Genomic DNA, 25146 nt, shown 5'->3' with positions numbered 1-25146 from the left:
TCTGCCCCTCTTCATCATCCTTTAGTCATTATCATGAATATAATATGCGGCATCAGCAGGCTGAAAATCGGTCATTTCGCCTGTGGCGATGCCCGTGGCTAATGCCTGCTTGTTGTCCAGCAGCTTATGGTTATCTTCACTGTAGGTGATCTTTTCAATCTGCTCGTCAGTGAGGTGGGTACAGGACTGATAAATCGTTTTTATCACGTTCCGGTATCTGCTGGTAAATTCGGTTTTCTCGTCCAGCATATTTTCACTGACATTGCTACGCGGCGCGTTTCCAACGGTTGGCGCATGCAATAAGAAAATGCTGTCACCCATAACCTGCCTCTTTTGTGCGCCGCAGTAGATCATCGTCGCCGAGGACTCGACGGAGGAGGCGTTCACGGTCGTAACGGGAATGGGGGAGTTTTTAACGACCTGATAACCAATTTTCCCGGCATCAATGTCACCACCGGGGCTGCTGATATAGAGCAGCACCTGCGTGGCTGATTTATAATTCTGACCGATCTCATCGAGCACGGATGAAAGCGACATCACCTTATTAAGCGTGACCACGCCGGTGAAAAACACCTTTACGGACTTCACCGTGTTTGGCGGGCGTTTGACGTCAACGACTCTGTTGATAGCAGCCAAAGAGGGTGTACTGATCGTAATAAACAGGGCCGCTATCAAAGCGTTATATTTCATAGTTGAATCATCCCTCCGTTTTTTTTCATTTCTTATCAGCCACAGGGATTTTATGCAATGCCGATTGGTTATTTGCAGGGCTTTGTTACCCTTTAATATATTTCACATTATTATTTATCAGGCATTTTTAATCGTTAGGGGGCGAATTTTTTTTCCTCGCGATAGTAATAGCGTGAATCTCGGAATACCTGATGCTTAACACTGTTTTGAATATCGCGAAACCTGTTATCAGTGAACACCTGCGCCTCTGAACGGAGTGCTGTCACCTGAAAGCAAATGGCGGCGCATGGAGGATAATCCAGCTGTCGGGTGATTGCCGGATGACCGTGAATGCGTTGACCAGGCACGTTCGACGCGTGCACTGAAGGCGCTCTCAACACAAAACGCTGTCAGTGTCGGTCAGGTCATCGATTCGCGCCTTATCCTGGGTGTATTTTCGCCTGTCTGCGCTCGCGTGCAGTGAAAACATGAAGAGACCTTCGCGCGACATCACGTTTTTAAGGGCGGTGTATTAAGGCGCAAAATGAAACTGATAAGATGCCTTTTTTAAATTGTTACTGCTGCGGCAGGCAAAACCTGATTTCCTGGCCTCTTTCTCGTCGGCAGCCGACGCTGCCACATCATCCATCAGGCGACTCTGCCGAACGCCAGCCTTGCCGGTCTCTGCTGATATTTTGACTGTCGCATTTCTCCAACATCGCTCCCGTTTAAAAGCGTAAAAACTCCTCCAGCGTCACATATCGCCGCTTATGCTGATACCTTTTTGTGACAAATAACACAACCTCATAACATTTACCTGCGGCGGAAAAAGTTTGACCAGATAATGAGTGTACTTTGTACACCACGGTTTTACAGAGTAAAACAAGCGATGTATCCAGGCGTAAAACCATGACAATTCTGCGAGGAACACCATGTCTGAAAAGATGCCGAATGGCGCATTAACCTCCGATATCGAACAGCAGACCGTAAAACGCGTGATAAGACGGATCCTTCCCTTCCTGATCGTCTGCTATCTGATCGCTATCATTGACCGGGGCAACATCGGAATGGCGGCGTTGCAAATGAACGAGGATCTCGGCCTGTCCAAAGCGGTATTTGGTCTGGCAAGCAGTCTGTTTTTTGTCGGCTATTTTCTGTTTGAAGTGCCCAGCAACTTAGCGATGCAAAAGATTGGCGCAAAGATTTGGATATCTCGCATTATGGTGACGTGGGGCATCGTATCCGTCTGCACCGCCTTTGTTTCAAGCGCTGAAATGCTCTATTTCCTGCGCTTCTTGCTGGGTGCTGCCGAGGCGGGGTTTTTTCCCGGCGTTATCCTGTATTTGACCTACTGGATCCCCAGTAAGTACCGCGCCCGCGTCATCGCGACGTTTATGGTGGCCATTCCGGCGGCAAACTTCATTGGTTCACCGATCTCGGGCGCAATACTCTCGCTGGATGGCTGGTTCGGGTTACGCGGCTGGCACTGGCTGTTTATTTTAGAAGGCATTCCAGCCGTGCTTTTAGGCGTCGCCGCCTTTTTCCTGTTAAGCAATCGCCCTGAAAATGCGACCTGGTTAACCGAAGATCAGCGCAACTGGCTCAGCACCACGCTGGCTGAAGAGAACGCAAAACGTAAAGTGATTGGTCATATTTCGTTGTGGCAGCTTCTGCGGCATAAACATATCTGGGTGATGGCGCTGATTTACGCAGGGGCTTCGGCTGCCGGTTCTACATTGAGCGTCTGGTCGCCGCAGTTGCTTAAGTCGTTTGGACTCGACAACTTCACCACCGGGCTGGTCAACGCGATTCCTTATGGCCTGGCGTCGGTGTTGATGATTGTCTGGGGACGTAGCTCTGACCGCACGGGCGAACGCCGCTGGCATACCGCGTTAACGCTTTTCCTGATCGCGGGTGGGCTGCTCTCTGCCTTCCTTACGCAGTCGCTGGCGGGAAGCGTGGTGATTCTGTCGCTGGTTCTGATTGGTGCTTACTCCATGAAAGGCCCGTTCTGGGCGCTGGCGTCCGGCTGGATGTCTTCTACCACCGCAGCGGCGGGCTTAGCGGCTATCGGCGCAATGGCGAATCTGATTGGTGGTGGCCTGATGGTCAACGTCTACGGCATTATCAATGAGCAAACCGGCAGCCATGCGCTGGCGATGGTGCCACTGGCGGTACTCTGCGCGGCGGGCGGTATCGCGGTGCTGATCATGGGCCGCAAAAGCGCCGCAAAAATCGAGGTTGATCAGAGCCTGTCACCGGCAAGCAAATAGTGGGTTCAACCTGAAAAACCAGTAAAGCGCCTGCGGGCGCTTTTTTTTGTAGCCGATGACATGGCGGAATAAGGCTTAACAGGAAAAGGTAAAGGCGCCGGAGCGCCTCAGGGGAGGGGATGACTATGCTTTGCGGTAAGGATCTTTGATTAACGCTACGGTAAACGCGCCAATCAGCAACACGGCGGAAACTGCCAGCAGCGCCCACATAAAACCCCCGCTTGTCTGACGCACATAGCCAATAAGCGAAGGCCCGACAAATCCTCCCAGATTGCCGACAGAAACAATCATGGCTAATCCGCCTGCGGCCGCGCTTCCTGTGAGAAAACCCGAAGGCAGTGCCCAGAATGACGCCTGAAAAGCCAGAATGCCGCTGACGGTAAAACAGAGCGCAAGCATCTTCACCACCGGCTCATTCACGACGGCGCTGCAGGCCAGCGCGATGGCGGCGATAACCAGCGCAGCGCTGATCCAGCGAATGCGGTGGCCGGAGGCATTGGCCCGCTGCGCCCAGAACAGCATGCTGAAGGCACCACAAACATAAGGTAGCGCGGTCAGAAAACCCGTGGCGGTATGGCTCACGCCAATCTGCTTGATGATCTGCGGCATCCACAGGCCCACGCCAATAGAACCGACAATGCCGCAAAAATTAATGAAAGCCAGCAGGTAAAGCAGGGGATTGCGCAGCGCGTCACGCAGGCTGGCACCGTGCGCCCTTTCAATTTGCTGCTGCTCGTTTGCCAGTCGTCGGCTCAGCAACGTTTTTTCCGCCTCGCTCAGCCAGTTGGCCTTTGCCGGGCGATCGTTGAGGAAGAACAGGCACAGGACGCCGAGGATAACGGCCGGAAACCCTTCCAGCAGCAGCAACCATTGCCAGTTACGAATGTGCTCATGCCCGGTGATTTGCATCAACATGCCGGATAAGGGCGCCCCGATGATATTCGCCACGGGGATGCCGACTAAAAATGCCGCCGTGATTTTTGCGCGCCAGCTTCCGGGAAACCAGTAGGTGAAGAACAGATAAATACCCGGTGTAAAGCCTGCTTCAGCCACGCCCAGGCAAAAACGGGCAAAGGCAAAGCTGACCGGCCCGGTAACGAAGGCGGTCGCCATGGAGATGATGCCCCATGAGATCATGATGCGGGCGATCCAGATACGAGCCCCCACTTTTTGCATAATCAGGTTACTGGGCACCTCAAACAGAAAATAGCCGATGAAAAACATCCCGGCACCAAACCCGAACTGCTCAGCCGTGATGCCCAGATCGGTGTTCATGCCCAGTGCGGCGAAGCTGACATTGGTGCGATCCAGATAACTGACCACGTAGCAGATGAAAATAAAAGGCAGGATACGGCGGAACGCTTTAGCCGCCGCCCGTTCGCTTTGTTCAAAATCCGTTTGATTCATGTCTTCATGGGATGCAGACACGGCTGCTGGCTCAACAGGTGAGCCAGTGCTTACAGAATGCAGATTCATGGTTGCCTCCGCTGCGTTCAGAAAACGCAGTGTTGTTCTCAGAGAAAATCGGTGGACAGGAAGGGCAGTGGATGGCCTGGTGTTTTCATTGAACAGGTAAGAATGCTGCCGCTGACCGATTCGGTAATAAACAGCTGCTGTAAATTTTCGCCACCAAAACAGAGATTGGTGGTGGAGCGTCCGGCGGGACTGGTGAGAATTTCTGCGGGCTCAGCCAGATCGTTCAGCAGCCAGACGCGGCCCAGGCCAGGGTTGGCAATCAGCAGCTCGCCGTGCGCGTTCATGGCTAATCCATCGGGACCGCTGGGGCCGTGCGAGGTAAAATACTGACCGACCTTGCTGACTGAACCATCGCGCTGAAGCGGCACGCGCCAGATCGCATTGCCGCGCGTCATTGCGACATACAGCACTTTTTCGTCTGGCGACAGCACCAGCCCGTTTGGGCTTGGGCAGTTATCCAGCAGAATATCCAGCCGTCCATCCTCGCTGAGCCGATAAACCCGTCCTGTGGGATCGTGCAGCCCGGTTTGCCCCTGATCGGTGAAATAGAGGTTCCCCCGGCTGTCGGGCGTTAAATCGTTCACGCCGCGAAAACTCTCGCTGTTACGGCGCGACAGCCACGGCGTGATTTTTTGCGTTTTGAGACAGAGCTTCATTAACCCGTGACGATAGTCCGTAATCAGAAGCGTCTCCGGACCGACAAGTTTCATGCCGTTGGGTTCGCCATCGTATTGCACGACGATGTCCCAGTTGCCTGCCATATCAACGCGGAATATCCGGCCATAGGGAATGTCGGTCAGGTAAAGACAGCCCGAAGGATGCCAGACCGGCCCTTCAAGAAAAGAGTCGGTAAGCTGGCCGCCGCGATTCGCGGTGGCCCAGGCATTGTGACGGTCAGGTGCGCGGAAGCGGTCGGGCAACCGGGTAAAAACCGATGTCTGCCTGACCTCCGGTGTGGTCAGGCACATCATACGGTGGCTTCCTTTTGCGCTAATACTTTAAGCAGATTGGTTACGGAGGCCGTGCCCATTTTCACGTAAGAATTATCACTCACGCCGCCGATGTGCGGCGTAATGATGACGTTTTCCACCTTCTGCCAGATGTGCGGCGCAGTCAGCGGCTCAACGGTAAAGCTGTCCAGCGCCGCGCCGCTGAGTCTGCCGCTGTTAAGAGCACGAATCAGGGCATCATCATCAATCAGTCCACCGCGCGCGGTATTCACCAGCACGGCGCCGGGTTTGAACTGTGCCAGAGCCTGGTCATTGATCATCTTGCTGTTTTGCGCGGTCAGCGGACAGTGCAGCGACACAATATCTGCGCGCGCATACAGCGTGGCTAAATCGTCCACCTGCTCACAGCCTGCGGGCAGCGTTTTCGCCCAGGGATCGTAAGCTATCACCTGCATGCCAAACACCCGACCAATGTCCGCCACCCGGCCGCCAATCGCGCCCAGGCCAATCAGTCCAAGCGTCCGGCCTTCAAGTTCAAGCGACTTGTGGGTGGATTTATCCCAGTGGCCGTCACGCATCCGGCGATCCAGCGGGATCAGGGATTTGGTGCAGGCCAGAATCATGGCCCAGGTATGTTCTGCCACCGCTGCCGCATTGGCACCGGGCGCAGACTGGACGCTGATGTTTCGTTTGGCCGCCGCCGTTTGATCGATAACGTCAATGCCGCTGCCATGCTTGGAGATCACGCGCAGGGCAGGCGCTGCATCCATGATGCGGGCGTTAATTTTTCCATAGCGCACCACAATCCCGACCGGATTGTGCTGCTCACAAAGCGCAACCAGATCGTCTTCTGACGGCTTAGTGCCCGCAAAGACCACCTCATAATCCTCCAGCATCGCGAGCGCGGCGGGAGTGATGTCTGCGCCGGTAATGATGACAGTGTCCTTTTTACGCATCACAGTTCCTCCCCTTCCGCTAACATGCCCGCTGCACGCAGGGCACCGTTCAACCAGCCTGGCCTTTTGTCTCCCGCTTTGATCGCCGCAATACGGCGGGTTTCCATATCCAGTTTTTTCGCCGCGAGCTCCAATACCACTTCTACTTCATCGCGTGGCACCACCACCACGCCATCGATATCACCCACCACCAGATCGCCCGCGTTAATCGTGGCGCCGGCAACAGAAACCGGGTAATTCACGCGACCAGGAATGAACTTCGTCGGGCCACAGGGATTGAGCCCGGCCGAGAAAACGGGATAGGTATGCGTGCTCAGTGCGTCCGCATCCCTGACCGCACCATCGATGATAATCCCGGCAATGCCGGATGCTTCGGCCTGGGTTGCCATGATTTCGCCTAACAGCGCGCAGCTGATATCGCCCTTGCCATCCACGACGATGACATCGCCGGGTTTGGCCACCGCCAGCGCAGCATGGATCGCCAGGTTATCACCCGGGCGCACTTCCACTGTTACCGCCGGCCCGGCCACTTTCATATGTGTGCCCAGCGGTTTGATACGGCCATGCAGCGTGCCGCGTCTGCCCGCGACATCCGCAATAATCGCGGCCTGAAATTCAGCGGCACGTCTGACATAATCACTGCTGACTCGCGTTACGTTTCGGTTGATCATCGGTTTTTCGTTCGCGGACATGGGTCACCTCACAGGTTTCGTGTTTTACAGAGTAAAACTGTGTTGTACATAATGAAATAACTATATCGGTGACACTGACCACGGCGCCAGTGTTGCGAGCTTGTTTGTTATGTAAACAAGATGTGACTCACAGTTTCGGGTACACTCGGTGCCAGCAAAAATCAGGAGAAGCGAAATGGGAAACGAAGGCGTTAATGCGGTAGAGAAGGCGCTGGCCTTGCTGGATTGTTTTAAGCCAGGCGAAGAAAGCCTGTCCCTGACGACGCTGTCGCAGCTTTCGGGCTACCACAAAACCACCGTTTATCGACTGATGAATTCGCTGGAACGTATGAGTTACGTGGTCAGAAGGGAGAACGGCATTTACACCCTGGGGCCAAGGCTGCTTTATCTGGGCAAGCTCTATGAACAGTCGTTTCATCTGGCCAGCGTGGTTCAGCCCGAACTGCAAACGCTGGCCTCAGCTACAAAGGAAAGTGCCAGCTGGTATGTGATTGATAGCGGCCAGCGTCTTTGTGTCTTTCGTGCCGAATCCTCAGATGGCTTACGGCATACGCGACTGCCGGGCTCGTTGTATCCGCTGGACAACTCCGCCATTGGTCAGGTGCTGCGTCACTGGGGGATGGGCGAAACCTTGTTTGACGACGCACCGGATTTACCGCTCTATACCTCGGGCGCGCGCGATCCCCATACTGCCGCCTTTGCCATCCCGGTGTTTGGCGAAGGGGATAAGTTAGCCGCAGCCCTGGCGTTAACCGGCCCATCATCACGGTTAACGCTGGATCGCAAAGAGGCGGGATTGGGAGAACTGATGCGAGAGTCCGCAGCCAGACTTTCCGCTCAACTCGGCGCGAGAAAAGCGTTCTGTGATGTTGTTTACGCACACAACGCGTAAAAAACCTGTTGCTGAACGCGTGCATAAATACAGCCACAGGCTCTACATGCACGCGTTGGCCCGCAGGTTGACTGAAAGCGCCGATGGCATAACCACCGGCGTTTCGCCCGGTGCGCAAGGTTAACGGTAGTAGACCGCAATGTGCTGTCCCGCCACGGTTTCAACCGCGACAGGTATTTCAAAAAGGCGCTCAATAAGATCGGGTTTCATCATATCAGCCGGCGTGCCGCGAAAAAAAACCGCACCGTTCTTCATGGCGATAATATGGTCTGAATACGTCGAGGCGAAGTTAATATCATGGATAACCAGGATGATGGATTTTCCCAGCTCGTCAGCGGCGCGCCGTAGCTGCTTCATCATGGTCACGCTGTGTTTCATATCCAGATTATTCAGCGGCTCATCCAGCAGCACGTATTTTGTATTTTGACACAGCACCATCGCGACAAAAGCGCGCTGTCGCTGGCCTCCCGAGAGTTCATCAAGATAACGTTCAGCAAGCGGAAGCAAATCCAGAAAATACAGTGCCTGATGGATATGATGCTTATCGTTTTCCGTGATGCGCCCTTTGGAATAGGGATAGCGACCGAAACTCACCAGATCGTACACCGAGAGCCGGCTGGTGACCTGATTTTCCTGCCGCAGTACCGACATAATTCGCGCCAGCTTCTCGCTGTGCGCTTCATTGACGATGAGCGAATCGATTCTGACCTCACCGCTGTCGGGCTTCAACAGGCGGCTAATCACCGACAGCAAGGTTGATTTGCCTGCCCCATTGGGCCCGATGATTGAGGTAATGCCTGATGAGGGCAGGGTTTCGTTGATGTTTTTAAGGACAGATAACGGGCCGTATACCTTATTCACATTCACAACTTCAATCACGTCGCCACCTTTTTCAGAATCAGGTAAATAAACAGTCCACCGCCTAAAAATTCAATAATGACGGACAGCGTTCCCGCCATGTTAAACACCTGCTCCAGGATTAACTGTCCGCCCGTCAGCATGATGATGCCAATCAGCACAGTTCCCGGTAGCAGGTAGCGATGACGCCACGATCCCACCACGGGCCAGGCAAGGTTGACCACCAATAGCCCCAGAAATGTCATCGGCCCGACCAGCGCAGTTGAAATTGCCACCAGGAGCGAAACCAACAGCAACAGACCGGTGACATAACGCTGAAAAGGGACACCAAGTGCCGTCGCGCTATTGCGCCCTAATGCAATAACGTCCAGGCGGTGCCGTATGCGCCAGACGATAATCGTGATTGCAGCAATCAGCACGGCCGAAAGGGCCAGCACCGCCGGGTCAGCATGGGTAAAAGTGGCAAACATCCGGCTTTGCAGCACCGCGAATTCGCCAGGGGAGAGTAAACGTTGCATCAGACCCGAAAGGCTGCGAAAGAGGGTGCCAAACACCAGGCCCGTTAACAGTACCCGGTGAAGATCCAGCCCACTGCGGTTAAATAGCCAGCGATAGAGCAGCGTGGCAAAGATCATCAACAGTGCCGTTTCGCCAAGAAACGGCACCATACTTCCCACCTGGCTCAGTTGCGAAAGCTGAACAAAAAACACCAGCAGGGTTTGGATAAACACAAAAAGCGCCTCAAGGCCCATGACCGAGGGCGACAAAATGCGATTTTGCGTGATGGTTTGAAAAAGCAGCGTACTGATGCCGGATGCAAAGGCGACCAGCACGATGGTGAATAAAATCTGCCCCCGATGTTTCAACACGTAGCTGATATTTCCCTGCAGATGCAAGGTCATAAAGACAAGGGAAACAATGACCGCAAGCAGGGCTAACAGGCTGATTCGCCAGACGGGCGAGGAGACGTTTTTCAGGGAGCGGGACAGCGGTGACAGATCAGTTGCCATAGCGCCTTCCTCTGATAATCAGCACCAGAAAAACCGCCGCGCCCAGTACGCCGAGTAAAGCACTGACCGGGACTTCAAAGGGATAAATAATCAGCCGCCCCAGGATATCGCAGCTCAAAACCAGTATGGCACCTGTCATCGCGACCCAGGGCACGGTGCGGCGCAGGTTATCGCCGAAAATCATGCTGACAATATTCGGCACAACCAACCCCAGGAAAGGCAGGACACCGACGACAACGATCACCACGCCGCTGACAATGGCGATCATCGCCATCCCCGTTAACTGGATCTGGCGATAGTTCAGCCCGACGTTAACCGAGAAGTCCTGGCCCAGACCGGCCACCGTGAAGCGATCGGCAATCAGGGCCGCCAGCAGGGTAATCATTCCGACAATCCAGATCAGTTCATAGCGTCCCTGCATCACACTGGAAAAGTCACCGGATTCCCAACTGCCTAGCGACTGCAGGATATCAAACTGCATCCCCAAAAATGTCGTTACCGAGCTGAAAACGGCGCCCAGCATGATGCCAGCCAGCGGCACAATAAACGCGCTTTTCTGCCGGATGCGCTGAATGAGCAGCATAAACAGCACCGTACCGGCCAGCGCAAACAGGGAGGCGATGCACATTTTGACGATAACGGGCGCCGCCGGATACCAGACCATCACCAGCAGAAGCCCCAGGCTTGCGGACTGGGTTGTACCCACCACAGAGGGCTCAACAAAGCGGTTCTGCGTCAGCATCTGCATGATCTGGCCCGCCACGCTCATCGCGCTACCGGCAAGCACCAGCGCGACGGTACGTGGAAAGCGGCTGACAAACAGAATTTCCCGCATCTCGGCATCGTGCCACAGGTCGATTAATGACACGCGCGTTACGCCCGTGACTAAGCTCAGCATAACCAGCGTAGACAGCAGCCCCAGGCCGATGAGATAAGCCCCATATTTCATTCAGGCTGCTCTCTGGCAGCGAGCAGTTGCTGTTTGATCTGGCTCATCATGAGGCTGTAGCTCTGGATCCCGCCAGCAATATACAGCGAGGCGGAATCCAGCCAGATAATCTGCTGCTTTTTCCATGCGGTGGTGCGGCGCACCAGCGGATTATCCAGAACCTGACGGGCCGACAGGCCTTCTTTACTGCCGATGGCGCTGTCACGGTCCAGAACGAACAGCCAGTCGGGATTCGCCTGCATGATCAACTCGGGCGAAATAGCATTGCCATGTTTGCTGGCATTGGGCAGAGAGAGTGCAGGCTTGAACTGCAGCACATCAAAAATAAAACCAAAGCGGGAGTGCGGCGTATAGGCGCTGAGTTTGCCGCCGTTAACCATTAACATCATGGCGCTTCCCGACCGGGCGGCGAGGGGGCGAAGGTCTGCAATCTGCGCGTTAAATGCGGTTAAAACGGCTGTTGCCTGCGCCTGTTTGCCAAAGATTTCCCCCAGTTGCGTCGTGCGCTGCGTCAGGCTTTGCATGAAATCATGCGGGTCAATATCCAGAGAAACGGTGGGGGCGATACCGCTGAGTTTGTTGTAGGCCGCCAGGGCTCTGCCACCGGCAAAGATCGCCTCCGGTGCGGCGGCGCTTAAGGCTTCATAGGCGGGCTCAAACAGCGTTCCGGCATTGAAATAGCCCTGACCATTATATTTAGCCAGATGCGCCGGATAGGTGAAACCGGCTTGCGGGACGCCCGCCGGTGTAATGCCTAATGCATCGGCAATATCCAGCGTGGACGGATTGAGGATCACCACGCGTTGAGGATGCTGCGGCAGCGTCGTGGTTCCCTGCAGATGCGCTACCCTGACCGTTGGTGCTTCACCAGCAGATGCCGGAGGCAAAACCGTCAGTACCCAGGCCAGGGGCAATAAAATCGACAGAAACGGGAAACGCATGTGTTCTCCTTGCGCGTGGTTAGGGTCCGTATAAGGTCAGTGGTTTTGGGTTATATGCAGTTCTGAATACCTGCTCTACGCGCCTGTATCACGCAGCGGTCGCAATGCATAAAACGTGATGCCGGGCCAGTTACTGTTCAGGCTGCTCTCTGTCCATCCCATGCTCGCTCAGATAAATCATCCTGTGACGGCGCCATTGACGGGGCGGCGTGAGAGCATCAGTGAGGCGATCAGAATGACGCCGTTATTGAGGCATACATTGTGCGGCCGGGAACCGCGTAGTTGTTGCCTGAAACCCCGCTGGAGGACGGATGGTCAGAGACAGGGTTTTTATCAAAAAGATTGTCCAGCCCGACATTAAACTTAAGGTTTTTCGTTGCCCTGTATTGTCCTGACAGACCATAAATCATGTAGGCATTGCGGATACGTGCCGTCGCGGTATTGCCTCTCGCCGCCTGGTCTGCGCTGCTGTTCAGCCCCAGCATCTTTCCGTAGTATTTTGCGGTAAATGAAAGGCTGATATCGTCATTGACCTGCCAGTCAAGGGAGGACCACGTGGCGAGCGTTGGCGTTGTCACGAGCATCACGCCCAGAGAATCTTCGGCTTTGAGCATTCGCGTGAACGTATTACTCAGCGACAGGCGCTTCATCCAGGGGCCCATTTCTTCTGAAATCAGGGGAAGGGTCACATTGCCTTCCAGGCCCTGAGTTCGCGCCGTATCAAGATTGACGCGTTCAAGCCAGTAGCGGCCTGAGGTATCACCGGGTAAATAGCCAACAGGCGCAGAGGCGATTTTGTCTTTGAAGCGGCTGTCGAAGAACGTCAGCCCCGCGCTCCATCCTTCATAATCGAAGATCGCGCCCACTTCCCAGTTTTGTGACGTTTCAGGCTTGAGTTTATCGCTGCCCATCGTGTAACAGCCGCCGCCGTGGTAATCGGCATAGCCGTTACATCCAGCGCCTTTGGAGGATTCAATAAAGCCTTTGCTTGCCTGGCGCACGCTGGGTGCTTTAAAACCTTCTGAATATCCCCCTTTTAACGTCAGCGTATCCGTGGCCTGCCAAACCAGATAGGCGCGTGGCGTTGTCCTGTTACCGTAATCGGTATTATCTTTGCGCAGGCCCAGCGTCAGTGAAACAGTATCCAGCAGGTCGATTTGATCTTCGACAAACAGGCCGGTACTTTTGGCCTGAGCGTGATGTTTGCCATAGCTGCTGGAGGCGTCCGCCACCACGCCAACAGAGCGAGGGTTGTTCAGTTCTTCTTTTTTCCACTGTGCGCCGACAGTCAGGTTATGTGGTAAACCGAATTCAAATGGCAGGTTAATATCGCCTTCAACAATGCGTTCTTGATTCCACAGCGCCACATCCTGACTGCCCGTCACCGCTCCGCCAGAAATCACCGGAATATCGGTTACCCAGTTTTTAAATTTATTTTGATAAACGTTCAGCTTTGCCGTGCCGAAATCAAAAATACCGCGATAATCGAGCGCATAATTTTCACGTTCAAGTTTATCCACACCGCGCAGCGCAATTTCACTGCCATCCATGGATTCACCGGGAATACCTCGCTCGGTTCCCTGCTGAGTGGAAACGGCGATGCGCTGATGAGGGGTGATATCCCAGCCGAGTTCTGCGCCGTAATTTTCATTTTTGCGGCCTTCCTGGCCGCTTCCCCAACGCAACGTGTCGGTTTCGCTTTTATCCGCTTCGCGCTTGTTCCACGACCCGTTAACACGCAAATCAAATCCATGGCCCAGCGGACCACCAATGCTGCCTGTCCAGGTCTGGGTATTGCCCCGGTTGCGATCCTGCGGCCGTCGGGTGCCTGCCGTTAATGCGCCGTGCCAGGTATCGCTATTTTTCTTTGTGATAATATTCACGACTCCGCCCATTGCATCCGAACCATAGAGCGCGGACATGGGCCCCCTGACCACTTCAATGCGTTCAATCGCATCCACGGGGATCCAGTTAATATCGTCGAAATAGTTTTGCTGGGTGCTTTTAATACCGTTACTTGAGCCGATGCGTTTACCGTCAACCAATAACAGCGTATAAGCCGCGGGCATACCGCGCAGTTGAATACCGGAACTGACGTCTGTGCCAATGGCTTTGGTCACGCCTGCGACACGTTCAAGAATATCGGCAAGGTCCGTGGCGGATTTACCAATGTCTCTTTCCAGCTGTTCTGCGGTGATAACAGAGATTGATGCAGGGGCATCTTTCAGTCGCTGTTCAATCGCCGATGCCGTTACCACCATGACATCTTCACTGTCTTCATTCCTGTCAGACTCAGCCAGAGCGGGGGAGATCATGCCAACAGCGGGAACCAATAAACTCGTGGTAATATGGCGAGTGATTTTTTTCAACGGCATCATAACGATTAATCCTTTAACGATTGTCATCCAGTTGATATATCCCTGAGCGAAAGAAATCATAATTCCATATGCAAATGGGAATCAACTCAATAATCATTATCAATTGCCGGAAAAATAAATCCGTCATGAAACTGAGTGGTTTTTTTAAAGAATTAAATTGCCAGCAAGCGTCGTAAGAATACCAGGGTGCCACAAATGCGCCTGAGCTAACTGATTAAGACTGCACGGTTTTGGGATTGTCTTTGGCTAAATTTAAATTTTCATTAACACTGGCTTGAATAATGAGTTGTCTATAAGTCACGCTTAAATATTAGATATTCTCTTCTTTGTATCAGAAGATATATACAGGCAGTTAACAATTTCTGGCTTGGTTATTAACTTTCAATAAGCGTTTTATTTATATTTTAACGATGATCAGGCCGGAGTTGCGGTGCAGGTAACGCGTAATCTGCGGGAAACTGGAAAATCAGGCGAATCTTTTATTCAGAATAATGATGAATATCGTATTCAGAGGCGGTGGGAATATTGCAGTGGATTGCGGGCGCATCCGCTCAAACGTGTTCCGGGGATGCTCAATCCTCAGACACGTTTGTGACGTCAACGCGCCTTTGATACTCCGCGGCTCTCAGAGAAAAGGGACGCGGCGTTCGGATGGCGCATTCACCTTTTATTGTCCACACCGAACGGCCAGCAAAACTGTGCAGATGGTTTTGTTATCCACGGACAGAGACTGATCTAATGCCTGTACTGGCCAAAAAACGCGGCCAGGGCGTTGGCAGTGGCTTCGGGCTGTTCCTCCGGCTGGAAGTGCCCGCAGTTGGCGATGTGCTGGCCGTGTATATCATCGCCATAGGCTTTCAACGTCGCCGCCATATCTGCAATCGAGCCTTGATCGGCGGACAGCCCCAGTACCGGCATGACCAGTCGCCCCTGCCTGACCAGCTCCGCATTTTGCGCGGCCGACTGAGACAGCGCTCTGTAAAACGCCAGCCCCGCGCGTAAGCCCCCCGGCGTTTTAAGCAAGCGCTCATATTCGCTCAGTTCAGTCTCGCCATAACAGCTGTGGTTAGCGGCTTTCTCGCGAAAAAACCATTCCAGATAAATGCGCTCACGGCCTGCCAGCAAGGCTTCAGGAAGATCCGCTACGGCATGAAAGGCAAAGTGCCATGTTTTCCAGGATTTGTCAGAAGCCGACGGCAGTTTATCCGGTAATGATATGCCCGGAATACCGGCATCCATCAACGTCAGCGCCCGTATTTCCTCGCCATATAACATCGCGTAGGTAAAGGCTACCCAGGCACCGACGTCGTGTGCGGCAAGAAAGTACGATCCTAAACCGAGTGAATCGATAAAGGCATGCAGCCGCGTGGCAACCGTTTGAGTGTCGTAGCCGGAAAGCGGCTTATCGGTGTCGCCCTGGCCCGGCAAATCAACGGCGATAATTCGGTATTGATCAGCCAGAGGCAGCATGACATGTCGCCATGCAAACCAGCTTTCGGGAAAGCCGGCCAGCAACACCAGCGGAAAGCCATCCTCACGACCGCCCGTGACATAGTGAAAGCGCAGACCTTCTATCCGGGAAAAATGGTGACTAAAACCATCGGGTGCAGCAGGGAGCATGAGAGCAGACATAGGGTTTTCCTAAAGTAAAAGTACACTACCGGCTTACCGCCGCCATGGCGCGGTGTAATCATCCGCCGCTTAAAATGGTGAACCAGGTGCATGGACCAGATGAGTCATGAAGTCCGCTGCAACAGCAATATCGCCCCGGCGAGTGCGGCTTCAACAATCATGCGTTACGCCAGAACCTTCAACGCCTGAGCCACAAAACGCTCAGCATCGTCGGTGAGGGTTGAGGCTTTACCGATGACGCGCATTCCCTGAAGCAACGCCAGAATCACCTCGGCAGCGGCGGCTTCGTTGGTGGTCGCGGCAATAGAGCCATCTTGCTTTCCGCTTTTGATCAATTCCGCAATGTTGCTGCGCCGCTTTGCCAGCTGTTTTTCCAGGCTGGTGGCTGCAGCGCCGAGCTGGTCGACGTTAGTGACACCAGCCACCACCATGCAGCCCAGCTTGCCCTCTTTCCCCTGACTGAGCTCAACGTAGTCACGCAGCAGTTCAGCAAGCTTATCTTTAGCTGTCGTGGCCTTTTCCAGCCGGGTTTTTATGTGCTCTTCACGAAGAAACACATACCGTTCAAGCGCCATAGCAAAAACGCCCTGTTTGTCTTTATAAGCCTTGTAAACGCTGCCTGTACTGAGGTTGGTCGCTGCGGTGATGTCGCTGATGCTGACGTCACTGAAACCACGATCGCGAAATAGCCTGATGGCCCCATCCAGAAATTGCGCTTCGTTAAAAGCACGTGGTCGGCCCGCAGAGGATTGCGCACTGCCGGTGTGGGAAGGGGATTTCATAGCTAATCTCCAATTAGGAAGTGATCGTTTCCTTTTTAGATCATGGAGGGGGAGGCTGTCAAGGGGAGGAAGAGGGAGGGGGTTTTGGGAGGCGGTGGGTTAGCACTTCTGCGATGTGTTCAGGAAAAATGAGAGACATTGCTGGTTGGTCGTTTTTATCAAAGCATCATTTTCCCGCGCCATCGGCGAAATTACCTCAGGATGTAAAGCTTGCCGCGGCATTCACAAATCCGCCTTGCTTCTCGCTTTATATGTGATGATGCACGCTATTTTGCCTTTACACGTGCGTAAAATGCGGGCCTTTATCGCATTAGCTTTTCACTTAAGGTGCAATATCGTCAGCTGTATCACGTTATCAATTTCATTGATGCGGTTTTCCTCGCTTTGCTCTCAGTTTTTAAAAAAAGCGGCGTCGTGATGATTACGCAAAATTTTCACCTCTTCTATTGTGCAGCTTCCTGTTGGCTGACAGAAGAGATGCGAAATATGACGAGGACAGTTGAGGCAACAAGGTAAGTCAAAACGCGCAATATTGTCTGCTGGGGGATGGGTGATATCTTTGGCTGCGGGGCAATGACCATCACCGGCCTTTGGCTACTTTATTTTTATATTGAGGTTGTGGGACTTTCTCCCGCCAGCTCCCCTGAGGCTTATCCATGGCAGGAAAACACCCATTACTGGATGGTCACAAGCCTGTAAAGCCAGATGCGCGCCGATTGCCTAAGCGAGTCAGAGCTGCGTGGAAAATGCCGTATTGAGTTGAGTAAGATGGCCAAACGGATTAAGGCAGGCGAGTGCATTCCAGCGCCCATCGTTCAGATTGAAAATGTTGTAGCGCCAGTAAGCGTTGAAAAAGCGCTGGCACATATCGGTCAGATTAAGGCTCTGCTCAAAGGAAATTGCACGAAGCATTAAGACGTTCCTGTAATGCAAAAGGGATTTGAAATATCTATGTTGTAGGTATAAAAAAGACTATATTATTTTTAACTTTTAAGCGCGAGTTCATGGATGAGTAAGATAATCGACTTGAAAAAGGATGCTGAGGTCGCATTGAACCTAAACAGAGTTTGTGAGGGCGAACTGAGCTTTCTGAAAGATAAAATGTTCAACACCTTCAAGAGCCAAACACAGGAGTTAATGGTCTTTCACTATTTTAGAATATTGAATGAACTGTGCACTCAAGCTGGAAACTTGATTCTTGCAGGAGCTTATTCTTCAGCGGAAGCCCAGACTAGAGTCATTATTGAACAGGCTGCAAATCAACTTTATATTGCTGGCGATGAAGGCGAACGCTCCCGAGCCTTACTAAGAAGTAGTAAGCAACTTACTAAAAAAAATGGTGAGAACTGGATAGCTTTTCTTGAATCAAAGGGATGGTCTAACCCAGGAGCTATAGCTCGGAGAAGAAATGGCCAAATTGCATTAGCTGATTTTGATGAGCGATGGCCCAACACCGAGCGATATCCAAATGGAAGGAAGTTATTTGAATGTTTGGGATGGGAAAATCATTACCACGCTTTCTATGCTCCACTATGTGATTCCGTGCACAGCTTCTCAGATGATATAGCAAATTTGATAATGTTTTATGAAAATGCAGCCTTGTTTGGTGATGATCTTGAAAAATTAGTAAAAGATGCGGAAATGGAAAGGCGCAGGTTAGCAACATACAACTATCTTATAGCTGTGGGCCTTAGAACTGAAGGCCTCACAAGAATCTGTAATATTTTAAAAGTTAATTGCGAATCTCAAAGGATTGAACATGCATTTGAACAGCTTCAGAAAGCTATAGCTCAGCATGAATCGTATGATCATGGTCGTTTATAAAAAAGTACAATAATTTTTCTAATTTTAAACTGTAATGGAGGAGTTTTAAAAAACCATTACTGGATGGTTACAAGCCTCTACAGCCAGATGCGCGCCAAGTGCCTCACAGAATCAGAGCTGTGTAAGTATCCCGCTTAAACGAACCATTCACTTTTAGAGATCTTCCGACATACTGATTATGTCCTGTGAGGAGATCACCATGCGTAAAGCCCGATTCACCGAACACCAGATCATTGCCGTTCTGAAGTCCGTCGAAGCCGGACGTACCGTTAAGGATGTCTGCCGTGAAGCCGGTATCTCTGAAGCCAGCTATTACAACTGGAAAGCGAAGTTTGGCGGTATGGAAGCCTCTGATATAAAAAAGATGAAAGACCTGGAGGATGAAAACCGTCGCCTCAAACAGATGTTTGCTGATCTCAGCCTTGAATGCCGGGCACTTAAAGAAGTCATCGAAAAAAAGCTTTAAAACCAGCGATAAAGCGTGAGCTCGTCGGTTACCTGACTGCGCAATTTACCATGAGCATTCGCCAGGCCTGCAGGACGTTATCGCTGAGCAGGACGGTCTGTTTTTACCAGCCCGATACCCGGCGTGATGAACCGGTGATCCAGGTGCTGACTGAGCTGGCAGAGCGCTACCCGCGATACGGCTTCAAAAAGCTGTTCCAGCTGCTGCGCAGGCAGGGTAACACCTGGAACCATAAACGCGTTCACCGGATTTACTGCCTGCTGAAACTGAATTTTCGTCGCAAGGGAAAACAGCGTTTACCCGCACGTAACCCGGCGCGACTGGCTACGCCGGAAGCGCTTAACCAGAGCTGGTCCATCGATTTTATGCATGATGCGCTGGTCTGCGGCAGACGCTTCCGGACCTTTAATGTGGTTGATGACTTTAACCGCGAGGCCCTCGCCATAGAAATCGATCTGAATATCCCGGCACAGCGGGTGGTCAGGGTGCTGGACAGAATCGTGGCAAACCGGGGTTATCCACTGAAACTGCGGATGGACAACGGACCAGAACTGGTCTCACTGACGCTGGCACAGTGGGCTGAAGAGCATAGAGTGATGCTGGAATTTATCAAGCCGGGAAAACCAACGCAGAACGCCTTTATCGAACGGTTTAACCGGACGTACCGAACAGAAATCCTGGATTTTTACCTGTTCAGAACGCTGAATGAAGCTCGGGAAATCACAAGTCGCTGGCTGATGGAATACAACAGCGAGCGGCCTCATGAATCCCTGAATAACCTGACGCCGGAGGAGTACCGGCTGATGGCCGAAAAACCGGAAACCTCAAAAAGTGCGTGGAACTAAAACGGGTGTGCTTACACCATCACCGGCACCAGCAAGAAAACGCCAGACGCTCGGCCGTTATGGTTCTTCATTCCGCCAGATACATTGAGCTCTCACACTGCCGCTGCACAACCAGCGGCTTTTTTATTCCTGACCTTTGTCTTCATGAAGCCTTTTCTATGGCGAGCCGCTTTGTAAAGAGCCGTGCATGCATAGCGTGCATGGATCTGCATCCAAAATCATTTACCGCTTTCCTGCATTCAGGCCATATAGGGCGCGGCCTAGCCCACTCAATGCACTTGCATGAAAAACGATGCATAAAGCGGGCAGGCGTGGCGGGGATAGCATTGCGCGCGTCTATGAAAGTCCCCACAGAGTTTCAAGATTTAACGTGTCACTTTGTGGAGCCATATCTTCAGTCAGTCTTTCCATTTGAACAATCAAAGGAGTATGGAAAGCAGTTCCTGAAACGATGCATGCACCAGGGGGAAGTGTAGGAATTAATGATCTTGATGCCGCATCAAGAGTACTTAACGTATTTTTTAAAAGAAATAGATCATTCTCATTTACTAATCGATGTATAAAATAATTATGTAACTGAGAGATAATGGTTGGTGAAATATCAAAAGGACGTTGGCTTGAAATGGTTACAAAGTATCCAAACTTTCTTCCTTCTTTTATTATTTCTTCGAATAGCTCTAACCTATAGTCTTTCCAGCTTTCAGCTTCTCTAGTCGAGGTTTCAGATAATATATTGTGAGCCTCATCAATAATTAAATGGAAACTTTCGCAATCATTATCTGTTGATTTGTGGTCTAAGAAAGAACATTTTGCAATCATCATAGGAATGGTTTTTTTTGTTGATTGATTACAGTTCTTTAAAGATATAATTGAAATTGGAAAGCGTTCTTCTCTTAATTGTGTTACTTCAATTACCTTGGATAATGATGGTCCGGTTGCTGTTATTTTATTAATTAGTGGTGATATGTGTTCATATTGAACGTAGTTTTTCGATACCGAATTTATTAGTTGCAATGTTGATCGTATAAATATCTCATCAAAAACGGAGTTGGCTGTAAGTGAACTATTATATGTGGTGCTCAAATGAGCTATGGCATCTTCAGGGGTGTTTATCCACCTATTGGGATGGTCGTATTTATTTTGAGTTGAGTGCCAGGAAAAATTAGCTAATTCATCAATTATTGATTTCTGATCTCTTTCTTCAAAAAATGGTATTAGGCCTCTAAGTAAATTTATTGTTTCTCTATGTTGATTTGTCCCGAACATGATGGATATTGTTCTTTTAAGATAGTTACCGAGGTCGTCGTCGTAATCATTTTTATTTCTGACTAGGTGAGTTAGAAATGGTTTTTGAGTTTTTTCAGTTGCTGAAAAGAGAACAGATAACAACTCATCATCCCAAAACTCACTTTCGGTAAAATGCAGTTTGTCTTGTGGGTTTTTCGTGTTTAACGTTTTAGTGTCGGTTATGTCGGGGAATGAGTTAGCCAGGGTACCATATTCGCCATTGAAATCGATGAGAGTTACTTTTGACTTGTTCTTAAAATCGACGTTATCTCTGACAAGTGAAATGAGTGAGTGGTAAAGTTTAGCTAAAGTGTTAGATTTCCCACTACCGGTGTTACCAAAAATACCTATATGAGAGTTGAATACACCATTAATTGGAATGCTGATTGGTAACTCTTCAAGAATTGATTTCCCTATATTTATTAGGGGGGTGTTTTTATTTTTACTAAAATTGTAAATCTCAGAAATGTTCTCATCTGATATTAAATAAAGCTGGTCATTTATCATCGGGAGGAATTTTATGCCCGAATAAAAATGATCTTCAAAGAAATACCCTAATATACTTAATTCAATGAATCTATCATATTTCTTTTGTTCTAATTCATCTTTTCTAATGTTGACGTTTTCAATGATTTCCTCACCTATTATTTTTCCAACTATGTCTTGATAGCCTTTCCGAATTAGAACGAATTCGTTAATAGCTATTCCTCGAAGTATTTTACCATGATGAAAATAGGTGGATTGATACAAAGCATGATCCACTTTAGCAACAACCATAGTTCCTTTTACTTGGGTGACATAACCAACATTTAGTCCGTCCATGAGATCCAGTCTCCATTGTCAGAAGTGAAAATCCTATCTATAAATACATCGAGGGAAATGTTATGAGCATCACTTTTGGGATATATGTATGTTATTCTTGAGTCATTGATTGTCTCATTTATTGATTGTTTGCTATTTTTACTGTAACAAAAAACAAAAATTTTCAATGTTGGGTTGCTAAGTGAACGTTTTATTATTTCTAAAATATGCTCATCTTGAAATGAAAAGCCAAAACAGATCAATACTGTTTGAGGTTTCTCAAGTTCATAGCTTAATAATCTCAGACTTTGGTAATAATGTTGCTGAAAAACAGTTTCTGAAAACTTTTCTTTTGTAGGACTTACTATAGCTAATCTGTTGTACTCAACTCTGAAATCAGCAAGGCTATCAATATCCTCTTGGCAAAGCGCTAAATAATCAGAAAGGTCTTCGTCTGTTTCACAAAGACATGTGGTGAAGTCTTGTATTTTTTTATCGCATTCTAAAGTTATTTTTTCTGGCGCTGTCTTGGGGTATTGAATATTTATTTTTTGTTGATCTTTTTTATTCCATGATACTGAACCATGCATTTTTATAATGTTTATTGTTGGAATTTCTTGTTTATATAAATCGTGTGTTCCTTGATGCCAATGTGATAAATGGAAGTTGCTAATATTTAGGTTTCGCTCTTTAAAGCCTAATGCTCCATCATTGAAGTAGAAACTCTTTTTGTTAAGAATATTATCTGCGGCTGTTTCAAAAAAAAGATCGTAATTTGTAGTGAAAATATTGCCCCTTTTTATTTGATGTGAGCCTTTTCTTTCCAATAAAGAAACTAGTTCATATAAGAATTTATTATAATCATTTAATGTTTTAGAATAGTTAATTGGAGTTGGTTCAGGCTTAATGCAGAAGGTTTTTTCGATTATATTGTTATAATAAAAGCTTAATATGTAGTTTTCTAAATTCGTCTGTCCTTTGATATCATCATGCGTGAGTAATGTTTCGTATGTTACATTATTGCTTAACCATAAAGTTGGTATGTATGCAGCAGATGCTCCAGAACCAAACAAAAAATTAATGTTCTTGTCATAGATATTTGAAGCTTTACAAGGGAATTCTTTATCCATTAGTTATGCACCTTATGTTTATTAACTTGTTTTCCCCACCAATTCATTAATTCAATTCTTTGCTCTAAATAGATTGAACGGTTATAAGCTCTACGAACTTCATTTCTATCTATGTGCGCTAATGCTGACTCTATCACATCTGGATTTAGTCCTGCTTCATTCATAGCTGTACTCGCTATCGAACGTAAACCATGAGCAACGAGCTTTCCTCCAAATCCAATTCTCTTTAAAGCAGCATTAGCAGTCTGGCTGTTCATTGGCTGTTTGGGATCATTCCTGCTAGGGAATACATGCTCTCTGTGGTTGCTGATTGATTTCATCACATCAAGAATATACATAGCTTGAGAAGAAAGGGGAACGATATGTAAACGTTGGGCTTTCATGCGCTCCGCTGGAATTGTCCATAATTTCGCATCAAAATCGATTTCCTTACATCTCGCCCCAGCAGCTTCAGAAGGTCGAACAAGTGTCAGAAGTTGCCATTCAATTAGACAGCGAGTCGAAACTGACAAATTCGACATAGTTAACGAGCGCATTAACTTGGGCAATTCTTCAGGTCTTAACGTAGGCATGTTAAGTTTCTTCGGTTTTTCAAAAGCCATTCCAACCCCAGAAGCAGGATTAGCATCAATCAAACCGGTATTAACGGCATAAATCATGATCTCGTTAATACGCTGAACCAAGCGGCGAACTGTTTCTAGTGCCCCGCGAGCTTTAATCGGCTCTAGGGCCTCTACAATCGTTCTAGCCTTAAGCGTTTGAACAGGAATCTCACCGATAGAAAGGAAGATGTCTTTCTCCAACGATCGCCAAATATCCTTCGCACAATTCACGGTAACGCTTTTGCTCTTAAGTTGAAACCACCTTCCGGCAATAACCAAAAAAATACTTTCCAGCTCGATTTGGCGTTGTTCCGATACTTTCTCTTGCTGCTTCTGCGGGTCGATCCCTTGCGCAAGCAGCGACATATATCGGTCGTGCATTTGGCGTGCGACAGCGAGTGTTAGGGCAGGGTATGAGCCAAGACTAAGATTTGTACGGCTGCTACTTGCTGGCCGCTGGTAGCGAAAACGCCATAGCTTCTTACCTGACGTTTTAATGAGCAGGAAAAGGCCGTCACCATCATGCAGTGTGAAGTCTTTCTCTTGAGGTTTGGCTTTGAGGATTTCGTTATTGGTAAGGTGGCGTGTGATCCGCGTCCTGAATGGTTTCCATGCATAGTTAATACACGTTTTTGGCCCACCTTCTAGCGTGAACTAACTCGTGTACCAATTATCTCTGGATTTAGGCAGATCCACACGGAAGATTACAGACACAAAAAAGCCCACAGGGCTTTCACCGTGCGGGCTTTCAGTACTTCAGCGGACAATTCTGGTATCGCCGCGAAAGAATTTTGGTGGAGCTGGCGGGAGTTGAACCCGCGTCCGAAATTACTACACCGTCGGCACTACATGCTTAGTACAGTCTTTACATTCGCCGGTCAGCTGCGGACAGACACGCCACTAACAGACTAGCCTGATTCAGTTTAACGCTTCAACCCCAGGCAAGGCATCCACGCGATCTCTTTTGGGTTTGACCTCTCTTGATCCCCGTCCTAAGAGCGGAGGCTAGGGAGAGAGGGCTCTAAGCAGGTTATTAAGCTGCTAGTGCGTAGTTTTCGTCGTTTGCGACTATTTTTTTGCGGCTTTTTACGAGGCCAACCGCCCCTCGGCATGCTCCTAAGGCTTCACAATCCCGTCGAATCCAGAATCAGCCCCAGAACTTCAAATACTAGCAAAAAAGCGTATCGAAATCCAGTGTTTAACGATTGGCGTTCTTCATGATACGCGCTTTATCCATTTGCCATTCGCGATCTTTGATGTCATTGCGCTTGTCGTGCTCTTTCTTACCGCGAGCAACGCCAATCTTTAGCTTACACCAGGCGTTCTTCCAGTAGAGCGACAGCGCCACAACGGTATAGCCTTCGCGGTTCACACGGCCGTAAAGTGAGTCCAGCTCACGCTGCTTTAACAGCAGTTTACGGCTGCGGGTAGGATCGCAGACCACGTGCGATGAGGCCACCGCCAGCGGCTGAAAAGTGGAACCGAACAGATAAGCTTCACCGTCGCGCAGCAGAATGTAGCTGTCGCTGATGTTGGCTTTACCTGCACGGAGTGATTTAACTTCCCATCCCTGTAGCGACAGGCCGGCTTCGAACTCTTCTTCAATGAAGTATTCGTGGCGGGCGCGCTTATTCATGGCAATGGTGGCAGAACCGGGTTTGTGTGCTTTTTTCTTTGTCATAATGCCGCGTATTTTACATCACTTGGTCGGTTATCGCATCCCCAGTCCAGCG

General features: G+C 49.9%; 21 protein-coding genes and 1 other RNA gene. 4 read left to right on the top strand and 18 right to left on the bottom strand.

The features are described from left to right. Positions 1-21: 21 nt before the first annotated feature. Complete coding sequence (locus NYE92_RS09110; protein ID WP_259018879.1) at positions 22-690, bottom strand: ATP-dependent Clp protease proteolytic subunit; 669 nt, start codon at positions 688-690, stop codon at positions 22-24. Between the two features lie 911 nt (positions 691-1601). On the opposite strand from NYE92_RS09110, the gene NYE92_RS09105 reads away from it, so the two are divergent. Then, a complete protein-coding gene (locus NYE92_RS09105; protein ID WP_259018878.1) occupies positions 1602-2942 on the top strand; it encodes an MFS transporter in 1341 nt (446 codons plus the stop codon). A 123-nt stretch (positions 2943-3065) separates the two neighbouring features. On the opposite strand, the gene NYE92_RS09100 is transcribed toward NYE92_RS09105, so the two are convergent. From NYE92_RS09100 to NYE92_RS09085, 4 genes are read right to left on the bottom strand one after another with little or no spacing between them, the layout of a single operon-like run. Then, positions 3066-4418 (bottom strand): MFS transporter, encoded by a 1353-nt coding sequence (locus NYE92_RS09100; protein WP_072138239.1) that lies wholly within the window; start codon positions 4416-4418, stop codon positions 3066-3068. Positions 4419-4456: 38 nt separating this feature from the next. After that, complete coding sequence (locus NYE92_RS09095) at positions 4457-5389, bottom strand: SMP-30/gluconolactonase/LRE family protein (protein ID WP_019106120.1); 933 nt, start codon at positions 5387-5389, stop codon at positions 4457-4459. Next, entirely contained in the window at positions 5386-6324 is a 939-nt protein-coding gene (locus tag NYE92_RS09090) for an NAD(P)-dependent oxidoreductase (RefSeq protein WP_072404136.1), read from the bottom strand. The genes NYE92_RS09095 and NYE92_RS09090 overlap by 4 nt, the downstream gene beginning before the upstream one ends. Beyond that, on the bottom strand, positions 6324-7016 hold the full coding sequence (locus tag NYE92_RS09085) for a diguanylate cyclase (protein ID WP_029570518.1): 693 nt from the start codon (positions 7014-7016) through the stop codon (positions 6324-6326). The genes NYE92_RS09090 and NYE92_RS09085 overlap by 1 nt, the downstream gene beginning before the upstream one ends. A gap of 175 nt (positions 7017-7191) precedes the next feature. Between NYE92_RS09085 and NYE92_RS09080 the strand changes: the two genes are divergently transcribed. Continuing rightward, positions 7192-7908, top strand: a complete 717-nt coding sequence (locus NYE92_RS09080; RefSeq protein WP_029570517.1) for an IclR family transcriptional regulator — start codon at positions 7192-7194, stop codon at positions 7906-7908. Between the two features lie 120 nt (positions 7909-8028). On the opposite strand, the gene NYE92_RS09075 is transcribed toward NYE92_RS09080, so the two are convergent. The 8 genes from NYE92_RS09075 to NYE92_RS09040 form a co-directional block, all read right to left on the bottom strand. Next, complete coding sequence (locus tag NYE92_RS09075; protein ID WP_024471338.1) at positions 8029-8787, bottom strand: ABC transporter ATP-binding protein; 759 nt, start codon at positions 8785-8787, stop codon at positions 8029-8031. After that, complete coding sequence (locus tag NYE92_RS09070; RefSeq protein ID WP_013026820.1) at positions 8784-9776, bottom strand: iron chelate uptake ABC transporter family permease subunit; 993 nt, start codon at positions 9774-9776, stop codon at positions 8784-8786. The genes NYE92_RS09075 and NYE92_RS09070 overlap by 4 nt, the downstream gene beginning before the upstream one ends. Further along, positions 9766-10725, bottom strand: a complete 960-nt coding sequence (locus tag NYE92_RS09065) for an ABC transporter permease (RefSeq protein WP_024471336.1) — start codon at positions 10723-10725, stop codon at positions 9766-9768. Before NYE92_RS09065 ends, NYE92_RS09070 begins: the two co-directional genes overlap by 11 nt. After that, positions 10722-11666 carry a siderophore ABC transporter substrate-binding protein gene (locus NYE92_RS09060; RefSeq protein WP_014594364.1) on the bottom strand — a complete coding sequence of 315 codons (945 nt, stop codon included), beginning with the start codon at positions 11664-11666 and terminating at the stop codon, positions 10722-10724. Before NYE92_RS09060 ends, NYE92_RS09065 begins: the two co-directional genes overlap by 4 nt. 230 nt (positions 11667-11896) lie before the next feature. Next, positions 11897-14044, bottom strand: a complete 2148-nt coding sequence (locus tag NYE92_RS09055; protein WP_243408641.1) for a TonB-dependent receptor domain-containing protein — start codon at positions 14042-14044, stop codon at positions 11897-11899. Positions 14045-14779: 735 nt separating this feature from the next. Continuing rightward, complete coding sequence (locus NYE92_RS09050; RefSeq protein WP_014594362.1) at positions 14780-15676, bottom strand: alpha/beta fold hydrolase; 897 nt, start codon at positions 15674-15676, stop codon at positions 14780-14782. Between the two features lie 164 nt (positions 15677-15840). Continuing rightward, entirely contained in the window at positions 15841-16458 is a 618-nt protein-coding gene (locus tag NYE92_RS09045; RefSeq protein WP_105087359.1) for a TetR/AcrR family transcriptional regulator, read from the bottom strand. A gap of 729 nt (positions 16459-17187) precedes the next feature. Continuing rightward, positions 17188-17370: a hypothetical protein gene (locus tag NYE92_RS09040; protein WP_165836223.1), complete on the bottom strand. Its 183-nt coding sequence runs from the start codon at positions 17368-17370 to the stop codon at positions 17188-17190. A gap of 96 nt (positions 17371-17466) precedes the next feature. Here NYE92_RS09040 and NYE92_RS09035 point away from each other — a divergent pair, with 96 nt between their 5' ends. Together NYE92_RS09035 and NYE92_RS09030 are read left to right on the top strand one after the other, a co-directional pair. Further along, positions 17467-18282 carry a DUF5677 domain-containing protein gene (locus NYE92_RS09035; protein WP_116585209.1) on the top strand — a complete coding sequence of 272 codons (816 nt, stop codon included), beginning with the start codon at positions 17467-17469 and terminating at the stop codon, positions 18280-18282. Between the two features lie 199 nt (positions 18283-18481). Further along, positions 18482-19593 (top strand): IS3 family transposase gene (locus NYE92_RS09030; RefSeq protein ID WP_152552407.1). Its coding sequence is split into 2 segments (ribosomal slippage): positions 18482-18743 and positions 18743-19593, totalling 1113 coding nucleotides; the frame shifts between segments, so codons are not numbered across the junction. A 336-nt stretch (positions 19594-19929) separates the two neighbouring features. Here the strand turns inward: NYE92_RS09030 and NYE92_RS09025 are convergent. The 5 genes from NYE92_RS09025 to smpB form a co-directional block, all read right to left on the bottom strand. Further along, positions 19930-21702, bottom strand: a complete 1773-nt coding sequence (locus NYE92_RS09025) for an ATP-binding protein (protein ID WP_116584731.1) — start codon at positions 21700-21702, stop codon at positions 19930-19932. After that, a complete protein-coding gene (locus NYE92_RS09020; RefSeq protein ID WP_116584730.1) occupies positions 21690-22811 on the bottom strand; it encodes an SIR2 family protein in 1122 nt (373 codons plus the stop codon). The genes NYE92_RS09025 and NYE92_RS09020 overlap by 13 nt, the downstream gene beginning before the upstream one ends. Further along, a complete protein-coding gene (locus tag NYE92_RS09015; RefSeq protein WP_116584729.1) occupies positions 22811-24037 on the bottom strand; it encodes an integrase domain-containing protein in 1227 nt (408 codons plus the stop codon). Before NYE92_RS09015 ends, NYE92_RS09020 begins: the two co-directional genes overlap by 1 nt. Positions 24038-24205: 168 nt before the next feature. Then, positions 24206-24568: a transfer-messenger RNA gene (gene ssrA, locus NYE92_RS09010) on the bottom strand. Positions 24569-24611: 43 nt separating this feature from the next. After that, the gene (gene smpB / locus NYE92_RS09005) at positions 24612-25094 is read right to left on the bottom strand and encodes an SsrA-binding protein SmpB (RefSeq protein WP_013026784.1); all 483 of its coding nucleotides are present in this window, start codon (positions 25092-25094) and stop codon (positions 24612-24614) included. Positions 25095-25146 lie beyond the last annotated feature (52 nt).

Origin of the sequence: Pantoea sp. B566 (assembly GCF_024793925.1) — a bacterium.
In the GTDB taxonomy this organism is placed as follows: Bacteria; Pseudomonadota; Gammaproteobacteria; order Enterobacterales; family Enterobacteriaceae; genus Pantoea; species Pantoea ananatis.
The sequence above is the reverse complement of the archived record's forward strand: the minus strand, read 5'-3'. Positions and strand labels throughout refer to the sequence as shown.

Bases quoted from the DNA above. Each gene is read 5' to 3' on its own strand.
- NYE92_RS09095 (WP_019106120.1), bottom strand. From the start codon at position 5,389: ATGATGTGCCTGACCACACCGGAGGTCAGGCAGACATCGGTTTTTACC.
- NYE92_RS09100 (WP_072138239.1), bottom strand. From the start codon at position 4,418: ATGAATCTGCATTCTGTAAGCACTGGCTCACCTGTTGAGCCAGCAGCC.
- NYE92_RS09035 (WP_116585209.1), top strand. From the start codon at position 17,467: ATGAGTAAGATAATCGACTTGAAAAAGGATGCTGAGGTCGCATTGAAC.
- NYE92_RS09110 (WP_259018879.1), bottom strand. From the start codon at position 690: ATGAAATATAACGCTTTGATAGCGGCCCTGTTTATTACGATCAGTACA.
- NYE92_RS09105 (WP_259018878.1), top strand. From the start codon at position 1,602: ATGTCTGAAAAGATGCCGAATGGCGCATTAACCTCCGATATCGAACAG.
- NYE92_RS09085 (WP_029570518.1), bottom strand. From the start codon at position 7,016: ATGTCCGCGAACGAAAAACCGATGATCAACCGAAACGTAACGCGAGTC.
- NYE92_RS09040 (WP_165836223.1), bottom strand. From the start codon at position 17,370: ATGCTTCGTGCAATTTCCTTTGAGCAGAGCCTTAATCTGACCGATATG.
- NYE92_RS09065 (WP_024471336.1), bottom strand. From the start codon at position 10,725: ATGAAATATGGGGCTTATCTCATCGGCCTGGGGCTGCTGTCTACGCTG.
- NYE92_RS09020 (WP_116584730.1), bottom strand. From the start codon at position 22,811: ATGGATAAAGAATTCCCTTGTAAAGCTTCAAATATCTATGACAAGAAC.
- NYE92_RS09070 (WP_013026820.1), bottom strand. From the start codon at position 9,776: ATGGCAACTGATCTGTCACCGCTGTCCCGCTCCCTGAAAAACGTCTCC.
- smpB (WP_013026784.1), bottom strand. From the start codon at position 25,094: ATGACAAAGAAAAAAGCACACAAACCCGGTTCTGCCACCATTGCCATG.
- NYE92_RS09060 (WP_014594364.1), bottom strand. From the start codon at position 11,666: ATGCGTTTCCCGTTTCTGTCGATTTTATTGCCCCTGGCCTGGGTACTG.
- NYE92_RS09045 (WP_105087359.1), bottom strand. From the start codon at position 16,458: ATGAAATCCCCTTCCCACACCGGCAGTGCGCAATCCTCTGCGGGCCGA.
- NYE92_RS09025 (WP_116584731.1), bottom strand. From the start codon at position 21,702: ATGGACGGACTAAATGTTGGTTATGTCACCCAAGTAAAAGGAACTATG.
- NYE92_RS09050 (WP_014594362.1), bottom strand. From the start codon at position 15,676: ATGTCTGCTCTCATGCTCCCTGCTGCACCCGATGGTTTTAGTCACCAT.
- NYE92_RS09090 (WP_072404136.1), bottom strand. From the start codon at position 6,324: ATGCGTAAAAAGGACACTGTCATCATTACCGGCGCAGACATCACTCCC.
- NYE92_RS09080 (WP_029570517.1), top strand. From the start codon at position 7,192: ATGGGAAACGAAGGCGTTAATGCGGTAGAGAAGGCGCTGGCCTTGCTG.
- NYE92_RS09055 (WP_243408641.1), bottom strand. From the start codon at position 14,044: ATGATGCCGTTGAAAAAAATCACTCGCCATATTACCACGAGTTTATTG.